Origin of the sequence: Sanguibacter sp. 25GB23B1, from assembly GCF_040012415.1 — a bacterium.
In the GTDB taxonomy this organism is placed as follows: domain Bacteria; phylum Actinomycetota; class Actinomycetes; order Actinomycetales; family Cellulomonadaceae; genus Sanguibacter.
In genome coordinates, this window is the sequence record NZ_JBDYKL010000042.1 from 20867 (window position 1) to 39842 (window position 18976).

The following is an 18976-nucleotide window of genomic DNA, read 5'->3' on the forward strand; positions in this document are numbered from 1 at the left end:
GCTCCAGACGCCCGGTCCGCCGGGCCCCATCTCTCCTGAGAGGCTTCTCCGTGCTACGCACCCACACTGCTGGATCGCTGCGAGCCGACCACGTCGGCCAGACCGTCACCCTCACGGGCTGGGTCGATCGTCGCCGCGATCACGGCGGGGTCGCCTTCATCGACCTGCGCGACGCGAGCGGCATCGCCCAGGTCGTCATCCGCGACGAGGCCGTCGCGCACCCGCTGCGCAACGAGTACGTGCTCCAGGTGACCGGCGAGGTCTCCGCCCGTCCGGGCGGGAACGAGAACACGAACCTCGCCACCGGTGCGATCGAGCTCGTCGCGAGCGAGGTGGTCGTGCTCAACGAGTCCGCCCCCCTGCCGTTCCAGGTCTCGACCGCGCTCGAGGGCACGGAGACGATCGGCGAGGAGGCACGTCTCAAGCACCGCTACCTCGACCTGCGCCGCCCGAAGCCCGCTGCCGCCCTGCGGCTGCGCGCCAAGGCGAACGCCGCTGCGCGTCGCGTGCTCGACGCGCAGGAGTTCGTCGAGATCGAGACGCCGACACTCACGCGCTCGACCCCCGAGGGCGCACGTGACTTCCTCGTGCCCGCGCGACTCGCGCCCGGGTCCTGGTACGCGCTGCCGCAGTCGCCGCAGCTGTTCAAGCAGCTCCTCATGGTCGCGGGCATGGAGCGCTACTACCAGATCGCCCGCTGCTACCGCGACGAGGACTTCCGCGCCGACCGTCAGCCGGAGTTCACCCAGCTGGACGTCGAGATGAGCTTCGTCGAGCAGGACGACGTCATCGCGCTCGGCGAGCAGATCCTCGTCGCTCTGTGGGACCTCATCGGGTACACCATCCCGACGCCGATCCCGCGCATGACGTTCAAGGACGCCATGGAGCGTTTTGGCTCCGACAAGCCGGACCTGCGGTTCGGCCTCGAGCTCACCGACCTCACGACCTACTTCGCCGACACGTCGTTCCGCGTCTTCCAGGCGCCCTACGTCGGTGCGGTCGTCATGCCGGGCGGGGCCGCGACGCCGCGCCGAGGCTTCGACGCCTGGCAGGAGTGGGCGAAGCAGCGCGGCGCCAAGGGCCTCGCGTACGTGACCCTCGCCGAGGACGGGACGCTCGGCGGCCCCGTCGCGAAGAACCTCACGGACACCGAGCGCGACGGCCTCGCCGCAGCGACCGGAGCCACGCCCGGCGACGCGATCTTCTTCGCAGCCGGCAAGGCGACCGAGGCACGGTCGCTCCTCGGTGCTGCGCGACTCGAGATCGGCAAGAGGGCCGGGCTCATCGACGAGAGCGAGTGGGCGTTCGTGTGGGTCGTCGACGCCCCGCTCTTCAAGCCGACGGGCGAGGACGACGACGTCGCGGTGGGCGAGGGCGCCTGGACGGCTGTGCACCACGCGTTCACGTCGCCGACCCCCGAGTGGATCGACACGTTCGAGGAGAACCCGGGCGAGGCCCTGGCGTACGCCTACGACATCGTGTGCAACGGCAACGAGATCGGTGGTGGATCGATCCGTATCCACCGCCAGGACGTCCAGAAGCGCGTCTTCGAGGTCATGGGGATCGGCGAGGACGAGGCGCAGGAGAAGTTCGGCTTCCTCCTCGACGCCTTCGCTTTCGGTGCACCGCCCCACGGCGGGATCGCCCTCGGGTGGGACCGCATCCTCACGCTCCTCACCGGCTCCGAGTCGATCCGCGACGTCATCGCGTTCCCGAAGTCCGGAGGTGGCTTCGACCCGCTCACCCAGGCGCCGGCGCCGATCACGTCGCAGCAGCGCAAGGAGGCGGGCGTCGACGCGGCACCGAAGGCACCGTCGGTCGACTGACCACCGCGTCACACCGGGGAGCCCCCACCTCTGCGGGAGGTGGGGGCTCCCGTGCCATCTGCGCGGATCGACGTGCGACCGGCTGACATCACCAGCGCCGTGGCGGTGTCCCGGTCCCGTCGAACGTCGGGTGGCGTGGCGCGTCGGGGGAGTCGGGGTGCACCTCGAGATGCAGGGCGTCGGGTCGGGCACGGACCACGCGCCGCCACCATCGGAGGATCACCAGCGTGAGCGCAGCGGTGAGGACGAGCAGCGCGAACCCGGCGGGCGCGAAGCTCCTGTCCCCGAACCCTGCCTCGATGGACGCGTCGCGCGCCCGGATGACGAGGATCCAGCCCGTCACGAGCGGGATCGCCAGGGCGGCCGTCGCGAGGGTGGTGGTCCGGCGAGCAGCACGGTAGGCGCGCACCGCGGCCTCGTGCGCATGCCCGGTCTGGGCTCGTCGCCCGAGGATCGAGATCGTCAGCGCTGCACGCTCGCGCTCGTCCCGGTCGCGCCGAGACCACTCGTCCCAGGTCTGCGGCCAGCTGTCGGTGCCGTCGTCCGGGTGCTTCAACGGTTCTCTGGACGGAACGTCGGCACAGAGGCCGGGAGCGAGCCGAACGGATGTGGCGTCTGCGCGGCGACGGCGACGGCGGTGACGATCGACCGTTCCGCGACGACCCGACGTCGTCGTGCACCCACGTCGCGGTGGTACGCCTCGTAGACCGCGCGCGTCGCCGGACCTGCGCCCGACGGCGGCTGCGAAGTGATCACCGCCACATCATGGCACCGGCGCTCTCGTGGCCGCCACGGTACTGCCCGCCCGAGAGGCATGTCGCGTCGATCTCACCCGGTCTCAGTGAATGATCCCGAGCCGCTCGTGGACGGCGCGCAGCGGTGCCGGGGCCCACCAGTTCCATCGCCCGAGCAGGGTCATCGTCGCGGGCACGAGCAGCATGCGCACGATCGTCGCGTCGATGAAGATCGCGACCGCGAGAGCGAAGCCGACCTGCTTGATGATGAGCAGCTCGCCGAAGACGAAGCCGGCGAACACGACGATGATCACCGCAGCAGCAGACGTGATGATCCGCCCGGACCGCTGGAGCCCGGCGCTCACGGCGACGTCAGGGTGCTCGCCCGCGTCGTGCAGCTCCTTGATGCGCGAGAGCAGGAACACCTCGTAGTCCATGGCCAGCCCGAACGCGAAGGCCACGACGAGCGCGACGACGAACGTCTCGATGCCGCCCGTCGACGTGAAGCCGAGGAGCCCGGACAGGTGTCCGTCCTGGAACACCCAGACGAGCACACCCATCGAGGCGGCGATCGACAGCGCGTTCGTCAGCAGCGCCTTGACGGGGATGATCAGCGACCCGGTCATGAGGAACAGCAGGATCAGGGTGGCCACGACGACGATCGCCACCGCCAACCAGACACGGTCGAGGAGCGCTTCGGTGAAGTCGACCTGCGCGGCGGCCTGGCCGGTCACCCAGTGCTCGACGTCGGTGTCGAGGGCGCGGATCGCGGTCACGACGTCGACCGCCTCGCTCCCTCCCGGGTCGCCCGACACGAGCTCGACGCCGAAGGTGAGATGGCCGTCGGTGTCGGAGGGGGTCGTCGCGGCCTCGACGCCGTCGATCGTGAGGATGTCCGCGATCCACGCCTGGGTGTCGGCGACCTCACCGGTCGTGACGACGGTGATCTCCGGCGTCGCGGTGCTCGGGTACTGCTCGGCGAGCTGCGAGACGAAGACGCGCTGGGGCGACGACTCCGGCAGGAGCTCGATGCCGGAATTGCGCATCTGGAGACCCAGCGCGGGGAAGGCGAGGACGAGCAGGACGAGCACACAGCCTGCAGCGACCCATCCTGGGCGTCGCTGGACCCGGCGCGCGAGACGCGAGAACACACCGTCCTCCTCGCCGACGTCGGCGGTGCGCCGCACGATCGCGCGCAGGACGGGGATGGTCGAGAGGATCCCCGTGCGGTCGAGCCGGCGACCGGAGAGCCGCAGCAGCGCGGGGACGAGCGTGAGCGCCGTCGCCACCGCGATGAGGATGACCGCCAGTCCGGCCGCGCCGATCGAGCGCAGGATGTCCGGGGTGAAGACCATGAGCCCGGCGATCGAGATCGCGACGGTCAGCGCCGAGAACGCCACGGTCCGCCCCGCGGTCGCCATCGTCGTCACGAGCGCGGCCTCGACCTGGGCGTCCGTGCGGCTCCTCCGCCGCGACCGGCCGGTGTGCGGCTCGTGCTCCCTGCTCGGGGTCCGGAGCTCCTCCCGGAATCGCGAGACGATGAGCAGCCCGTAGTCGATCGAGAGCCCGAGGCCGAGCAGGGTGACGACGTTGACGACCGAAGCGTCCACGTCGACCACGTACGAGAGACCGAGGAGGAACCCGAGACCGACACCGATCGACGCTAGCGCCCCGGCCATCGGCATCGCGGCAGCGAGGAAGCCGCCGAAGACGAACACCATGATGATCAGGGCGATGGGCAGCGCGATCGCCTCCCCGGTCGTGAGGTCCTCCTCCACCTGGCTCGTCACCGCGTCGAGGATGAGCGGGGTACCACCCACGAGGCCGGCGACGTCACCGTGCTGGGCCGAGAGGGCGGGAGGGATCGCGTCGAGAGCCTCGACGACGAGGGCGATCGACTCGGCCTCGTCCTCGGGGGACAGGCCAGGCTCGAGCGACACGGCGACAAGGAAGCCATCCCCGTCGAGCGCGGTGAACATGCGACCGAGGTCGCTGTCCGGACCCTCGGGAACGATGACGGGATCGAGCACGGACAGGACGCCGTCGATGGAGAGCAGGCTCTCCTGGGCGGGCTCGAGGACCTCGGCGACCCCCTCGGCTGCGGGGCCGACCCCGTCGACGATGAGCGAGATGTTCTCGCCGCCGGTGCTGATCTCCTCGAGGATCCGTGCACCCTCATAGCTCTCGGAACCTACGACCCCCTGCTCGCCGCTGGTGAGGCGAGAGAAGAGGCTCTCACCGTGGACCCCGACGACGGCGAGGGCTACCCCGAGGAGCGTGAGGACGCCCCAGACCGCGACGGCCGTACGTGGATGGGCCGCGATGCGCCGGCCGAGAGATTCGAACACGCTGGTCAGCATCCCATCCTGGGGCCCCCGGCGGCTACGCGAGGACATCGGTGCAGCATGGGGGCGTGTCCCGGCCCGGGCGCGCCTACGCTTGCAGCATGGATCTGTTCGGCTCGACGACGCAGGAGACCACGGGTGTGCCGGCGACCGGACCGGGCGCCCCGCTCGCGGTGCGGATGCGCCCCGCGTCCCTGGACGAGGTCGCGGGCCAGACCCACCTGCTCGTCCCGGGCTCACCCCTGCGTCGGCTCGTCGAGCCGGCCGAAGACTCGACGCGGCGCGCGGCGCCGGGATCGGTCATCCTCTGGGGACCGCCCGGCACGGGCAAGACGACCCTGGCCTACCTCATCGCCACGAGCTCAGGGCGCCGCTTCGTGGAGCTCTCGGCCGTCACCGCCGGGGTCAAGGACGTCCGGGCGGTCATCGAGGATGCACGACGCCGTCTCGCGACCGGCGGCTCCGAGACCGTCCTGTTCATCGACGAGGTGCACCGCTTCTCGAAGTCGCAGCAGGACGCGCTCCTGCCGAGCGTCGAGAACCGGTGGGTCACGCTCGTCGCCGCCACGACGGAGAACCCGAGCTTCTCGGTGAACTCCCCGCTCCTGTCACGGTCGCTCCTCCTCACCCTCCAGCCGCTGAGCGTCGACGACGTGCGCACCCTCGTCCACCGGGCGGTCGAGGACGAGCGCGGCCTGGGCGGGACCGTCCACCTGGCCGAGGATGCCGAGGAGCACCTCCTGCGGCTCGCCGGGGGAGACGCGCGCAAGGCCTTGACGATCCTCGAGGCGGCAGCCGGCGCAGCGCTGTCCGACCTCGCCGCCCCCGCGACTCGCGACACACCGGTCGACGTCGACCTCAGCACGATGGAGCGCGCCATCGACGTCGCAGCCGTGCGCTACGACCGCGACGGCGACCAGCACTACGACGTCATCAGCGCCTTCATCAAGTCGATGCGGGGCTCCGACGTCGACGCGGCGATCCACTACCTCGCACGCATGATCGCCGCCGGGGAGGACCCGCGGTTCATCGCCCGCAGGATCGTCATCGCCGCAGCCGAAGAGGTCGGCATGGCCGACCCGAGCGCGCTGCAGACAGCGACGGCCGCCGCGACCGCCGTCGCGATGATCGGCATGCCGGAGGCCGGGCTCGTCCTGGCGGAGGCAGTCATCCACGTGACCTCGGCGCCGAAGTCGAACGCCTCCTACGCTGCGATCGGTGCCGCGCTCGCTGACGTCCGTGCGGGGAAGGTCGGTCTGGTGCCGCCGCACCTGCGTGATGCGCACTACGCGGGAGCGAAGGGACTGGGCCACGGTGCCGGCTACGCCTACGCGCACGACGCCCCGCACGCGGTGGCGGCGCAGCAGTACCTGCCGGACGAGCTCGCCGGGACGCGCTACTACACCCCGAGCGACCGTGGCTTTGAGCGCACGGTCTCCGAGCGGCTGGAGAAGGTGCGCGGGATCCTCCGCGGCGAGTGAATGCTAGACTTCTCAGGTTGCCCTCTGGGTAGCCACCTGGGACCTCGGCCCCGTGGGATCCGCTTCGCGGTTCGTGACCATCGTCTTCTCCCGGTCACGTGCAGCGCACGCTCCTCCCCTCCGGCTGGTCCCGCACCCCGCGCACTCGGCGCGAGGGTGTGACGTCATCACGACAGGAACGGACTGAATCTTCATGACTTCTGTGACCCGTTCGCGCCGCCAGGTTCGCCTGAGCCGCGCGCTGGGCATCGCGCTCACCCCGAAGGCCGTCAAGCACTTCGAGAAGCGCCCCTATCCTCCCGGCGAGCACGGCCGCGCCCGTCGCCGCACCGAGTCCGACTACGCCGTTCGTCTTCGCGAGAAGCAGCGCCTGCGCGCCCAGTACGGCCTCCGCGAGAAGCAGATGGCCCGTGCGTTCGAGGAGGCCCGCAAGGCTCCCGGACTGACCGGTGAGTCGCTCGTCGAGCTCCTCGAGACGCGTCTCGACGCGCTCGTCCTGCGCTCGGGCTTCGCCCGCACGACGCTGCAGGCGCGCCAGGCCGTGGTGCACCGCCACATCCTCGTCGACGGAAAGATCGTCGACCGTCCCTCGTTCAAGGTCAAGCCCGGGCAGACCGTCCAGGTCAAGCCGAAGAGCCAGGCCATGACGCCGTTCCAGGTCGCCGCAGCCGGCGCCCACCGCGACGTCCTGCCCAAGGTTCCGCCGTACCTCGAGGTGCAGCTCGAGAAGCTGTCCTTCCAGCTCGTGCGTGCGCCCAAGCGCGTCGAGGTCCCTGTGACCGCCGAGGTCCAGCTCGTCGTCGAGCACTACTCGCGCTGATCTGACCTGCGGCCGTACGGCCGTCGACCCGACACGGACGCCCTGCTCCCAGCCTTGCTGCGAGCAGGGCGTCCGTGTGTGCAGGTACTGTCGTCGTCAGACGTCCCGGGTCGTCCGGTCCGTCGAGACCTTTGGAGGAGTGTGGAGTGATCGGTCAGATAGCGGGACTCATCGCAGCCGTCGCGTTCGTGGCGCTGGTCGGCTTCCTGGCCGTTCCCCTCATCAAGCTCGGTCGGGTGCTCGACACGACGACCCAGAGCATCAAGGACATCACCGAGCACTCGGTCCCGATCCTCGACGAGTCCGCGCTCGCCGTCGCGAGCGCGAACAGCCAGCTCGTCAAGGTCGACACGATCACGACGGCGGCGTCCGAGGTCAGCCAGAACGTCTCGGCGCTCACCGGTCTCTACGCGGCGACGTTCGGAGCGCCGCTCGTCAAGGTCGCCGCGTTCTCCTACGGGGTCCGTCAGGCGTTCGCCTCTGCAGCCGCACGGTTCGGGCGCACAGGGACCACAGACTGATGGCACGGCTCTTCTGGGTGGCGACCGGCTCGGTCGCGACGATCGCCGTCATCGTCAAGGCCCGTGCTGCCGTCCGTCGGTATGCGCCGGCCACGCTCGTCGACCGCGCGACCGCGACGGCGCAGTCGACCAGCGAGAACCTCCATGCGGCCGCCGGGAGCCTCCTCTCGGACTTCCGTGCAGCGCGGGACGAGCGCGAGAAGCAGCTCTCGGACGCACTCCTCGCTCCGACGCAAGGCTCGACGGACGACCTGCGGGCACGACGGGAGCGCGCGGCCGCGCGGGCCGGTGACCGCGAGACGGCGCGGACCTACGCCGCGGACGTCGAGGACATCGACGACGAGGAGCTCGGCTACTCGTTCTGAGACCCGCCGTCGCGACGGCGGGTGTGCTCGTGCGCGACGGTCGCTGACCGTCGGCCGGGGGATGGCTTCTCCGGGCACGTGCGTTGACTAGGATTGACGGGCTTCCCTGTGACGGGCACCCACCCCACATCGACCTGCCCGGCAGGCTCTGACTTCCGATAGAGGACACCATGCGTACCGCCGACATCCGCCAGCGCTGGCTCGACTACTTCGCCGAGCGCGATCACACGGTCGTGCCGTCTGCGTCGCTCATCTCGCCGGACCCGTCCACGCTCTTCACCATCGCCGGCATGGTCCCGTTCATCCCCTACATGACGGGTCAGCAGACCGCCCCGTGGAAGCGTGCCACGAGCGTCCAGAAGTGTGTCCGTACGCTGGACATCGAAGAGGTCGGCAAGACGACCCGTCACGGGACGTTCTTCCAGATGAACGGCAACTTCTCCTTCGGCGACTACTTCAAGGAAGAGGCCATCGGCTACGCCTGGGACCTCGTCACCGGTCCCGTGAGCGAGGGCAAGTACGGCTTCGACCCCGACACGATCTGGGTCACGGTCTTCCACGACGACGACGAGGCGCGCCAGCTGTGGAAGTCGGTGGCAGGACTCCCCGACGAGCGGATCCAGTCCCGGGGGATGCGAGACAACTTCTGGTCGACGGGAGCGCGCGGACCGGCCGGACCCTGCTCGGAGATCTACGTGGACCGCGGCCCCGCCTACGGGGCCGAGGGTGGCCCAGTCGTCGACGAGGACCGCTACATCGAGATCTGGAACCTCGTCTTCATGCAGTACGAGCGCGCCGACGGTGGCACGAAGGACGACTTCCCGCTGCTCGGTGAGCTCAAGCAGAAGAACATCGACACCGGGATGGGCCTCGAGCGTGTCGCGTACCTCCTGCAAGGTGTCGACAACATGTACGAGATCGACGAGGTCTTCCCCGTCATCACGGCTGCTCAAGAGCTCTCGGGCAAGCAGTATGGTGCATCGACGGAGGACGATGTCCGGATGCGCGTGGTCGCCGACCACATCCGCTCGTCGCTCATGCTCATCGGTGACGGCATCCGCCCCTCGAACGAGGGTCGCGGGTACGTCCTGCGCCGCCTGCTCCGCCGTAGCGTGCGCGCCATGCGCCTGCTCGGCGTGGACGAGCCGGCCCTCCCGCACCTGTTCCCGGCGAGCCGGGACGCCATGCAGGCGTCCTACCCGAACCTCGGTCTCGAGTTCGACCGCCTGTCGGCGATCGCGTACGCCGAGGAGGAGGCGTTCCGTCGCACGCTCGTCTCCGGGACGACCATCCTCGACACCGCCGTCCGCAACGCCAAGTCCGCCGCGGGCGAGGCCGGCACGCCGCGGCTCGGCGGCGAGGAGGCCTTTGCCCTCCACGACACCTACGGCTTCCCCATCGACCTCACGCTCGAGATGGCGTCCGAGCAGGGTGTGACCGTCGACGAGACCGCGTTCCGCAGCCTCATGCAGGCGCAGCGGGACCGTGCGCGTGCCGACGCGATCGGCAAGCGGACGGGTGGCGCGGACAAGGCAGCCTACGAGACGCTCCACAGCACGCTGGGTGCGGCCGTCGAGTTCGTCGGCTACACGGACTCGACCGCACGCGTCAGCGTCGTCGGCCTCGTCGTCGACGGTGTGCCCGCTCCGGCTGCGACCGCGCCGGCCGCGGTCGAGGTCATCCTCGACCGCACGCCGTTCTACGCCGAGGCCGGTGGTCAGCTCGCCGACCACGGCACCATCGTGCTCGACAGCGGCGCGACGATCGAGGTCGACGACGTGCAGGCACCCATCAAGGGCCTGTCCGTGCACCGGGGCCGTCTCGTCGACGGGACTGCGGCGCTCGGTGAGCCCGGCACGGCGACGATCGATCGTGCGCGCCGCAAAGCCATCAGCCGCGCGCACTCCGCCACGCACATGATCCACAAGGCGCTGCAGGAGTCCCTCGGCAAGGATGCGACCCAGGCCGGGTCCGAGAACGCCCCGAGCCGGATCCGGTTCGACTTCCGGGCGAGCCAGGCGATCCCGCAGGGCGTCCTCGGCGAGATCGAGGAGCGCGTCAACACCCAGCTCGCCGAGGACCTCGAGGTCACCGAGCAGATCATGAACATCGACGAGGCCCGCGCGCTCGGTGCCATGGCGCTCTTCGGCGAGAAGTACGGAGACCGTGTCCGTGTCGTGTCCATCGGTGACGACTGGTCCCGGGAGCTGTGCGCAGGGACCCACGTCAAGCGGTCCGGTCAGCTCGGGCTCGTCACGCTGCTCGGCGAAGCGTCCATCGGATCGGGTGTCCGGCGCGTCGATGCTCTCGTCGGCGACGGCGCCTACGGCTTCCAGGCCAAGGAGCATGCTCTCGTCGGTCAGCTCACCGGGATGCTCAACGTCCGCACGGACGAGCTGCCCGACCGTATCGGCAGCCTGCTGTCTCGCCTCAAGGAGACCGAGAAGGAGCTCGCAGGGCTGCGGCAGGGACAGCTCCTCGCGGCTGCGGGCACGCTCGCAGCATCCGCCGAGGTGCTCGACGGGGCTCGGGTCGTGGTCCACGACGCGGGCGCCGTCGCGTCCGCTGACGACCTGCGCGCCCTCGCGCTCGACATCCGGGGTCGCCTGAGCGACGCGGCTCCCTCCGTCGTCGCGATCGGTGGTGTGAGCAAGGAGCGTCCGCTCGTCGTCATCGTGACCAACGCGCCGGCGCGCGAGCTCGGCCTCAAGGCCGGCGCTCTGGCCAAGGCCGCGTCCGCGACCCTCGGCGGCGGCGGCGGCGGCAAGGACGACATGGCCCAGGGCGGCGGGCAGGACGCCACCGCCCTGCCTGCGGCGCTCTCCGGCGTGCGCGACGGCGTCGCGGCCACGCTGCGCGGCTGAGACATGAGCCTCGAGCGCGGCCCTCGCCTCTGCGTCGACGTCGGAAGCGTCCGTGTCGGCGTCGCCGTGAGCGATCCGGACGGTCTCGTCGCGACGCCAGTCGACACTGTCGCGCGCGTCATGGGTGCCGACGGTGACACGACGACCGTGCCCCCGGACGTCGTGCGCATTGCGCACGAGGTGGAGGAGCGCGGTGTGAAGGTTGTGTATGTCGGGCTCCCGCGGCACCTTTCGGGCGCCGAGGGGGCGGCATCGGTGGCCGCGCGCGCGTACGCTGGAACGATCGCTCGTGCTGTCGACCCCGTCCCGGTTCGTCTGGTGGACGAGCGGATGAGTACTGTTAGCGCGCACCAAGCACTGCACGCCTCCGGGAGGGCGGGCCGCAAGCACCGCGCCGTCGTCGATCAGGCGGCAGCCGTGGTGATCCTGCAGTCCGCGCTGGACGGTGAACGACACGCGGCAACCCGTGTCGGCGAGCTGGTGAGATAAGTCGTATATGTCATTGAGCACTCAACTGCAGTAGGTTGTCGGCTTGTCCGCAACGTGCACGGCGACGAGGCTCTGACGAGTGTGGAGGCATTGACCGGTGAACGATCTGTTCGAGGGACCAGCAGTCTCCGACGAGCGCCAGGCTGACGTGAGCCTGTCTCGGGCGGAGAAGCGCGCCCTGCGCGAAGAGCGCAAGCGTGCGGCCAAGCGGCGACGCCGCGCGCTGCTCAGCGTCCTCATCGCGGTCGTGATCATCGGAGCCGGTGGCTACTTCGTCTGGACCCGCGGCGTCGAGTTCTTCAGCGGGCTCGACGGGCTCGGCCCGGGCACGGAAGAGGTCCTTGACTTTCCCGGCCCAGGCACGGGCGAGGTCCAGATCACCGTCGACGCCGGCGCGACCGGGTCGCAGATGGGCGCGACGCTCACCGAGGCTGGCGTCGTCGCGTCACAGGCCGGCTTCGTCGCGGCCTACACGGCGAACGCCTCGTCGGCGAGCATCCAGCCCGGGACGTACAACCTCTTCAAGGAGATGAAGGCGTCCGACGTGGTCGTCGCCCTCCTCAACCCGGAGAACCGCGCGGACTACATGTTCGACGTGCTCCCGGGCTCGACGAAGAAGGACGTCATCGCGAAGATCGCCAAGGTCACGGGCGTGACCGAAGACGAAGTCACGGCGTCGCTCGCTGACACTGCTGCGCTCGGGCTGCCCGCTGAGGCGGGCGGTGAGATCGACGGCTGGCTCTGGGGTGACCGCTACGAGTTCGGCCTCGACGTCACACCCGCACAGATGGTCACCGAGATGATCCGTCGGACCGTCGTCAAGCTCGACGAGCTGGGCGTCCCGGTGGAGAACCGGCTGACGGTGCTCACCAAGGCGTCCATCGTCGAGCGTGAGGCCGGCGCGAACGACAGGCCGAACGTCGCGAGCGTCATCGAGAACCGCCTCGCCCTCCCCAAGAAGCTCGAGATGGACTCGACCGTCCACTACCTCGTCGGCGGGACCTCCGACGCGACCACCACCGCCGAAGACCGGGCGATCGACAGCCCGTACAACACGTACCTCTACGCCGGCCTCCCGCCGGCCCCGATCGCCTCGCCCAGCATCGACTCGATCAACGCGGTGCTCAACCCACCGGTCACGGACTACATCTACTTCGTCTCGGTCAACCCTGTCACGCAGGAGACGCGCTTCGCCGCCACCTGGACGGAGCACACCAAGAATGTCGAGCTCTACCAGGCTTGGCTGCGGGAGAACGCGGGCGAGTGAGGCGCGCAGCAGTCCTCGGCCATCCCATCGCGCACTCGCTGTCGCCGGTCCTCCACCGAGCGGCCTACGAGGCGCTCGGTCTGACCGGGTGGCACTACGAGGCACGTGACGTCCCCCAGGACGCGCTCGACACGTTCCTCGCCGAGACGGACACGACCTGGGCAGGGCTGAGCCTGACCATGCCGCTCAAGCAGACGATCATCGGGCGCCTCGACCACATCGATCCGCTCGCTGAGGTCACGGGAGCGGTGAACACGGTGCTCTTCCAGGACGTGGGGGGCACGACGACGCTCGTCGGGGCCAACACGGACGTGTATGGCATCGTCGCGGCACTGGGGGAGGGCTCTCCGGCAGGGCCCGGCGCTGTGGGCGACGGTGGCGCAGCCCCCTCGCGCACCCCGGTCGGCAACGCCGTCGTGCTCGGCGCCGGTGCGACGGCCGCCTCCGCCCTCGCCGCCCTCGCCGAGCTCGGTTGCCCGACGGTCGACGTCTTCGTCCGCTCGCTCGGACGCACCGGCGACCTCCAGCGTGCCGCGCACCGCATGGGTGTGACGCCGCGCTTCCGCGTCATGGACGGCGCCCCGGCAGCGATGCTCGCAGCCGACGTCATCGTCTCGACGCTGCCCGCGCACGGTGCCGACCCGGTCGCTGCAGAGATCCTCGAGCGCAGGACCGCCCCGCGCGGCATCCTGCTCGACGTCGCCTACGAGCCGCGGCCCACGGCGCTCGCCAGCGCCTGGGCCCAGCTCGGAGGAGTGAGCGTGCCGGGGGAGCGGATGCTGCTCCACCAGGCCGCCGAGCAGGTCAGGCTCATGACCGGGCACCCTGCCCCGCTCGACGCCATGAGCGACGCGCTCGGGCTCGCTCTGCGCTGACGCGCCATCGAGCGATCTTCACCAGGCCAAACCCTCACGATCCTGCACCTCCCTGCCGATGAGATGACTGACGGTAGGTGAATGCTGTCGGTGCACCCTCGCGGGATCTCCGACGCGGGTCGAGAGGACAGGCATGAAGCAGCTCGGAGAGATCCTCCTCGAGGAGGGCATGGTCACCGAGGCGCAGCTCATGGCAGCGCTCGACGAACAGGTCACCCGCGGCACGAGCCTCGGACGGGTGCTCGTCGAGCTCGGCGTCCTCACCGAGGGGCAGCTCGTCTCCACCCTCGCAGGCCAGGTCGGCATGCAGTTCGTCGACCTCGACACGTATCCGGTTGACAGGACTGCCGTGAGCCGGCTGCCTGGAGCGGTGTGTCGCCGGTACACGGTTCTTCCCGTCGCGTTCGAGAACGGCGCGATCCTTCTCGCGATGGCAGACCCCGGCAACGTCCTCGCGGTCGACGACGTGCGGTCGATGACCGGCCTGCAGGTCGTGCCGGTCGTCGCGACCCACGAAGACCTGGCGCGCGCGATCGACCGCTTCGTGCGTGCTGACGGAGAGATGGACGACCTTACGACAGCGTTCGAGGAGGAGCAGCACAACCTCGTCGACTTCGATGTGTCCAAGATCGGCGACTCTGTCGAGGACGACGCGCCCATCGTGCGCTACGTCAACCTCATCGTGTCGCAGGCGATCACCGACCGTGCCTCCGACATCCACATCGAACCGGGGGAGCACGACCTCCGGGTCCGCTACCGGATCGACGGCGTGCTCCACGAGATGCAGCGTTCACCCAAGAACATCGCCGGTGGTGTGACCTCGCGCGTGAAGATTCTCTCGGACATCGACATCGCCGAGCGACGCAAGCCCCAGGACGGCCGCATGTCGATCAACCACAACGGTCGCAAGATCGACCTCCGCGTCGCTACGCTGCCGACCGTGTGGGGCGAGAAGATCGTCATGCGTATCCTCGACAACTCGACCGCCAGCCTGGACCTGCGGGACCTGTCCTTCGGCGACGAGAACTACGAGGTCTACGCAGAAGCCTTCAACAAGCCGTACGGCATGATCCTCGTGACGGGACCGACCGGGTCCGGTAAGTCGACGACGCTGTACGCGACCCTCAACGCGGTGTCGAAGCCGGAGATCAACGTCATCACGGTCGAGGACCCGGTCGAGTACCGGCTCCCCGGCATCAACCAGGTGCAGGTCAACCCGAAGGCGGGTCTGACGTTCGCCGGTGCGCTGCGATCGATCCTGCGGTCCGACCCCGACGTCGTCCTCCTCGGTGAGATCCGTGACCACGAGACCGCCCAGATCGCCATCGAGGCGGCGCTCACCGGTCACCTCGTCCTGTCGACCCTGCACACCAACGACGCCCCGTCCGCGGTGACGCGACTTGTCGAGATGGGCATCGAGCCATTCCTCGTCGGGTCCGCGATCGACTGCATCGTCGCCCAGCGACTGGCGCGTCGATTGTGCGGCAAGTGCAAGGAACGCTACGAGCCGAGCGACGACGAGCTCGTCGCATCGCGCTTCCCATGGCTGCCCGGTGAAGAGAAGCCGGTGCTGCACCGGCCGGCGGGCTGCGTGACCTGCTCGAACACCGGCTACAAGGGTCGTCTGGCGCTCCACGAGGTCATGCGTGTCACCGAGGAGATCGAGCGCCACGCGGTCAACGGTTCCTCGTCGGCAGAGATTCTCAAGACGGCGATCGCCCAGGGGATGCGGACACTGCGGGACGACGGCTGGATGAAGGTCGTCCAGGGACAGACGTCCATCGAGGAGATCGTCCGGGTCGTTGCTTAAGGTCGGCGGTCTTCCCGCCGATAAGCAAGCGTCGCGCGGAGAGCGCGGCTGTCGAAACCGAGAGGCTGATCTGTGAACGAGTTCACCGCGCCGGCGGGCGATCCCCGGTCACCTGCAGGGCCCGCGGGCGCACCAGTGCCCCAGCGGTTCGCGCCGCTCGGTGACATCCCGACGAGGCGCTCCCTCGCCGAGCAGGGCGCGTACCGTCCGGCCGAGCCACAGCGCGCCCCGGCTGCCGCGCAGCCCGCTCGGTCCTCGTACGCACCGCAGACCGCTGCGCCCCAGCCCCCTGCACCTCAGGCTTCAGTGACCCAGGCGCACTATGCGCCACCACCATCGCAGCAGCAGTCGGTCGCACCGCGGCCGCCCTCTGCTCCAGCTTCACCCTCTGCTCCCGCCCCGCCGTCTGCGGCCCCGGCGCCCCTTCCGCCCGCGCAGGCGCCCCAGCGACCCGCTCAGGCCCAGCGTCCCGGTGCCCCGTCAGCGACCCGTATCGGGATGAGCCAGCAGGCGCAGGCCAGCGACGTCGATCTCGACCGCGTGCTGCGCTCCATGGTCGAGGCCGGTGCGTCCGACCTTCACCTGACGGTCGGCGCTCCGCCGATGATCCGGCGCGACGGGTCGCTCGTAGCGCTCGAGGGCTATGAGGGGATCATGCCCGAAGGGCTCCAGCGGACCCTCTACAGCGTCCTCACCCAGAAGCAGCGGGAGAAGTTCGAGGCGAACCTCGAGCTCGACGTCTCCTACTCGGTGAGGGGTCTCGCCCGCTTCCGTGTGAACCTCTACCAGCAGCGTGAGTCCATCGGCGCGGCCTTCCGCGTGATCCCGTACGAGATCAAGCCGCTCGAGGACCTCGGGATCCCCGGTGTGGTCGCGAACTTTGCCGGGCTCCCGCGTGGACTGGTGCTGGTCACCGGTCCGACAGGATCGGGGAAGTCGACGACGCTCGCGTCGATCGTCGACCTCGCGAACCGGACCCGTGCCGACCACATCATGACGGTCGAAGACCCGATCGAGTACCTCCACCGCCACAAGAAGTCGATCATCAACCAGCGCGAGGTGGGCCAGGACACGCACAGCTTCGCCAGCGCGCTCAAGCACGTGCTGCGTCAGGACCCGGACATCATCCTCGTCGGTGAGATGCGTGACCTCGAGACCATCTCGGTCGCGCTCACGGCTGCGGAGACGGGGCACCTCGTCTTCGCGACCCTCCACACCCAGGATGCCGCGCAGACGATCGACCGCATCATCGACGTGTTCCCACCCGAGCAGCAGGGTCAGGTGCGGACGCAGCTCGCCGGGGCGCTCCAGGGTGTCGTGTGCCAGACGCTGTGCAAGCGTGCTGATGGACCCGGGCGTGCGGTGGCGACCGAGGTCATGATCGCGACTCCCGCCATCCGCAACCTCATCCGTGAGGGCAAGACTCACCAGGTCTACTCCGCGATGCAGGCCGGTGCGCAGCACGGGATGCATACCCTCGACCAGCACCTCGCCGATCTCGCGCGCACCGGTCGGATCTCCTACGAGACCGGACTGGAGAACTGCCACCACATCGCAGACTTCAACCGGCTCACCGGCCGGTCCTCAGGTTCGGGCGCTGGTGCGGGCCTCGCCAACGCCAACATGGGCGGCGCCTCCTACCAGAACAGGGCGTTGTGATGGCCACCATGACCAAGGCGTTCGACTACGTCGTCCGGGACAAGACCGGGAAGCTCGTCAAGGGACGGATCGAGGCCGCGAGCCAGTCAGCGGTCGCCAACCGGCTTAAGACCATGGGCGTCTCGCCGATCTCCATCGCCGAGGTGAACACCGGCGGTATGCAGCGGGAGATCAACATCCCCGGGTTCGGGGACAAGATCGGCCTCAAGGATCTCGCGATCATGGCGCGGCAGCTGGCCACGATGATCAATGCGGGCCTCTCGTTGCTGCGCGCGATCTCGATCCTCGCCGAGCAGACGGAGAGCAAGCCGCTCGCAAAGGTCCTCATGCAGGTGCGCAGCGACGTCGAGGCAGGCATCTCGTTCTCCCAGGCGCTCGGCAAGCACGAAGCCGTGTTCCCGCCGCTGATGATCAACATGGTCAAGGCCGGCGAGATTGGTGGCTTCCTCGACCAGGTGCTCGTCTCGGTGGCGGAGAACTTCGAGGACGAGGTCAAGCTGCGAGGCAAGATCAAGTCCGCGATGACCTACCCGGTCGTCGTGTTCGTCATCGCGATCCTCGCGACGAGCGGCATGCTCCTCTTCATCGTCCCGGTCTTCGCTGGGATGTTCTCGTCGCTCGGCGGTGAGCTGCCGTTGCCGACGAAGATCCTCATGTCGATGTCGGTGGGCCTCAAGTGGGGTGCTGTCCCGATCCTCGTGGTCCTTGGCGTCTTCGCCGCGTGGTGGGGCAAGCACAAGAACGACCGCACCGTGCGCGAGGTGCTCGATCCGTGGAAGCTCAAGGTCCCGGTGTTCGGGAACCTCTTCCGGAAGATCGCGGTCGCGCGCTTCACGAGGAACTTCGGCGCGATGCTCCACGCGGGTGTGCCGATCCTCCAGGCGCTCGACATCGTCGGCGAGACGAGCGGAAACCTCGTCATCGAGCGAGCGACCAAGGCCGTTCAAGAGTCCGTCCGATCGGGGCAGTCGCTCACGGGCCCGCTCTCGCAGCACGCCGTCTTCCCGCCGATGGTGGTGCAGATGATGGCCGTCGGTGAAGACACGGGTGCGCTCGACACCATGCTGCAGAAGATCTCGGAGTTCTACGACCAGGAGGTCGAGGCGACGACAGAGCAGCTGACGAGCCTCATCGAGCCCCTCATGATCGTCGTCCTCGGGTCCATCATCGGTGGCATGGTGATCGCCATGTACATGCCGATCTTCGGCATCTTCGACCTCATCCAGTGATGGCTGGGCGACGCGCGCCGCGGGGCCGCGGTCGGGGGAGCGCGGGAGCGAGCGACCGTGGGTTCTCTCTCATCGAGGTCCTCGTCGTCATCGCAATCCTTGGGATCCTTGCGGCCATCGCAGTGCCGGTCCTCCTCGGACAACGTGAGCGTGCGGCAGACGCGACGGTCAAGAGCGACCTGCGTCTGGTGGCGGGTGCCGTCGAAGCGATCCGCACCGACGGTGCCCCGGTGTCGGAGGCCGCACTCCGTGACGGGCTGCGCCTGACGGCGGGCACCGAGGTGAGAGTGTTCCAGAGCAGTAGTGACTACTGCCTCCAGGGCAGCAGGAGCTCGGGAGTTTCGACGACGCAGAGCTGGGTCTACCGCAGCGAGGGCGGCCTCCAGGCCAAGGGCGTGACGGCCTGCTCGGGGTCGGTCTCCTTCGTTCTCCCGTAGCGCGGGACCGCTGGAGCGGGTGAAATGCTCACGTCAGCGGCGAACAACCTTAAGTTCCGGTTGCATCAGTCCGATAGAGATGCCGTAGTACCCGGTCGAGAGTGTGACCGGCTTCATTCTCACTTTGACACTGAACCTGAAAAGAGGCCGAGCATGATTGCTCGCATCCACAAGTCGATGAACGAGAAGGACAAGGGCTTCACGCTCATCGAGCTCCTCGTCGTCATCATCATCATCGGTATCCTCGCCGCGAT

17 protein-coding genes are annotated in these 18976 nt (G+C 69.0%); 14 read left to right on the forward strand and 3 right to left on the reverse strand.

What is annotated here, in order from left to right; all coding sequences use genetic code 11:
- Positions 1–50 precede the first annotated feature (50 nt).
- A complete protein-coding gene (aspS, locus tag ABKW26_RS18040) occupies positions 51–1826 on the forward strand; it encodes an aspartate--tRNA ligase (RefSeq protein WP_348595459.1) in 1776 nt (591 codons plus the stop codon).
- Positions 1827–1914: 88 nt separating this feature from the next.
- On the opposite strand, the gene ABKW26_RS18045 is transcribed toward aspS, so the two are convergent.
- The 3 genes from ABKW26_RS18045 to ABKW26_RS18055 form a co-directional block, all read right to left on the reverse strand.
- A complete protein-coding gene (locus ABKW26_RS18045) occupies positions 1915–2382 on the reverse strand; it encodes a hypothetical protein (RefSeq protein ID WP_348595460.1) in 468 nt (155 codons plus the stop codon).
- Positions 2379–2582 (reverse strand): hypothetical protein, encoded by a 204-nt coding sequence (locus ABKW26_RS18050; protein ID WP_348595462.1) that lies wholly within the window; start codon positions 2580–2582, stop codon positions 2379–2381. The genes ABKW26_RS18045 and ABKW26_RS18050 overlap by 4 nt, the downstream gene beginning before the upstream one ends.
- Before the next feature lie 82 nt (positions 2583–2664).
- Positions 2665–4908: an MMPL family transporter gene (locus tag ABKW26_RS18055; RefSeq protein ID WP_348595464.1), complete on the reverse strand. Its 2244-nt coding sequence runs from the start codon at positions 4906–4908 to the stop codon at positions 2665–2667.
- 98 nt (positions 4909–5006) lie between these two features.
- Between ABKW26_RS18055 and ABKW26_RS18060 the strand changes: the two genes are divergently transcribed.
- From ABKW26_RS18060 to ABKW26_RS18120, 13 genes are all read left to right on the forward strand, one after another.
- A complete protein-coding gene (locus ABKW26_RS18060) occupies positions 5007–6386 on the forward strand; it encodes a replication-associated recombination protein A (protein WP_348595466.1) in 1380 nt (459 codons plus the stop codon).
- A 193-nt stretch (positions 6387–6579) separates the two neighbouring features.
- Entirely contained in the window at positions 6580–7206 is a 627-nt protein-coding gene (gene rpsD, locus ABKW26_RS18065) for a 30S ribosomal protein S4 (RefSeq protein ID WP_348595467.1), read from the forward strand.
- 146 nt (positions 7207–7352) lie between these two features.
- Positions 7353–7727, forward strand: a complete 375-nt coding sequence (locus tag ABKW26_RS18070; protein ID WP_348595468.1) for a DUF948 domain-containing protein — start codon at positions 7353–7355, stop codon at positions 7725–7727.
- Positions 7727–8092 carry a hypothetical protein gene (locus tag ABKW26_RS18075; RefSeq protein ID WP_348595469.1) on the forward strand — a complete coding sequence of 122 codons (366 nt, stop codon included), beginning with the start codon at positions 7727–7729 and terminating at the stop codon, positions 8090–8092. The genes ABKW26_RS18070 and ABKW26_RS18075 overlap by 1 nt, the downstream gene beginning before the upstream one ends.
- A 170-nt stretch (positions 8093–8262) precedes the next feature.
- Positions 8263–10956: an alanine--tRNA ligase gene (gene alaS, locus ABKW26_RS18080; protein ID WP_348595470.1), complete on the forward strand. Its 2694-nt coding sequence runs from the start codon at positions 8263–8265 to the stop codon at positions 10954–10956.
- A gap of 3 nt (positions 10957–10959) precedes the next feature.
- Positions 10960–11445: a Holliday junction resolvase RuvX gene (gene ruvX, locus ABKW26_RS18085; RefSeq protein ID WP_348595471.1), complete on the forward strand. Its 486-nt coding sequence runs from the start codon at positions 10960–10962 to the stop codon at positions 11443–11445.
- A 97-nt stretch (positions 11446–11542) separates the two neighbouring features.
- Positions 11543–12712, forward strand: coding sequence for an endolytic transglycosylase MltG (gene mltG, locus ABKW26_RS18090; protein WP_348595472.1), 1170 nt, complete (start codon positions 11543–11545; stop codon positions 12710–12712).
- Positions 12709–13587, forward strand: a complete 879-nt coding sequence (locus tag ABKW26_RS18095; protein WP_348595473.1) for a shikimate dehydrogenase — start codon at positions 12709–12711, stop codon at positions 13585–13587. Before mltG ends, ABKW26_RS18095 begins: the two co-directional genes overlap by 4 nt.
- Before the next feature lie 133 nt (positions 13588–13720).
- Positions 13721–15397 (forward strand): ATPase, T2SS/T4P/T4SS family, encoded by a 1677-nt coding sequence (locus tag ABKW26_RS18100; protein ID WP_348595474.1) that lies wholly within the window; start codon positions 13721–13723, stop codon positions 15395–15397.
- 498 nt (positions 15398–15895) lie between these two features.
- A complete protein-coding gene (locus tag ABKW26_RS18105; protein ID WP_348595475.1) occupies positions 15896–17056 on the forward strand; it encodes a type IV pilus twitching motility protein PilT in 1161 nt (386 codons plus the stop codon).
- Complete coding sequence (locus ABKW26_RS18110; RefSeq protein WP_348595476.1) at positions 17056–18285, forward strand: type II secretion system F family protein; 1230 nt, start codon at positions 17056–17058, stop codon at positions 18283–18285. The genes ABKW26_RS18105 and ABKW26_RS18110 overlap by 1 nt, the downstream gene beginning before the upstream one ends.
- On the forward strand, positions 18285–18722 hold the full coding sequence (locus ABKW26_RS18115; protein ID WP_348595477.1) for a prepilin-type N-terminal cleavage/methylation domain-containing protein: 438 nt from the start codon (positions 18285–18287) through the stop codon (positions 18720–18722). The genes ABKW26_RS18110 and ABKW26_RS18115 overlap by 1 nt, the downstream gene beginning before the upstream one ends.
- Positions 18723–18899: 177 nt before the next feature.
- The coding region (locus ABKW26_RS18120; RefSeq protein ID WP_348595480.1) for a prepilin-type N-terminal cleavage/methylation domain-containing protein at positions 18900–18976 on the forward strand (77 nt) is incomplete at its 3' end.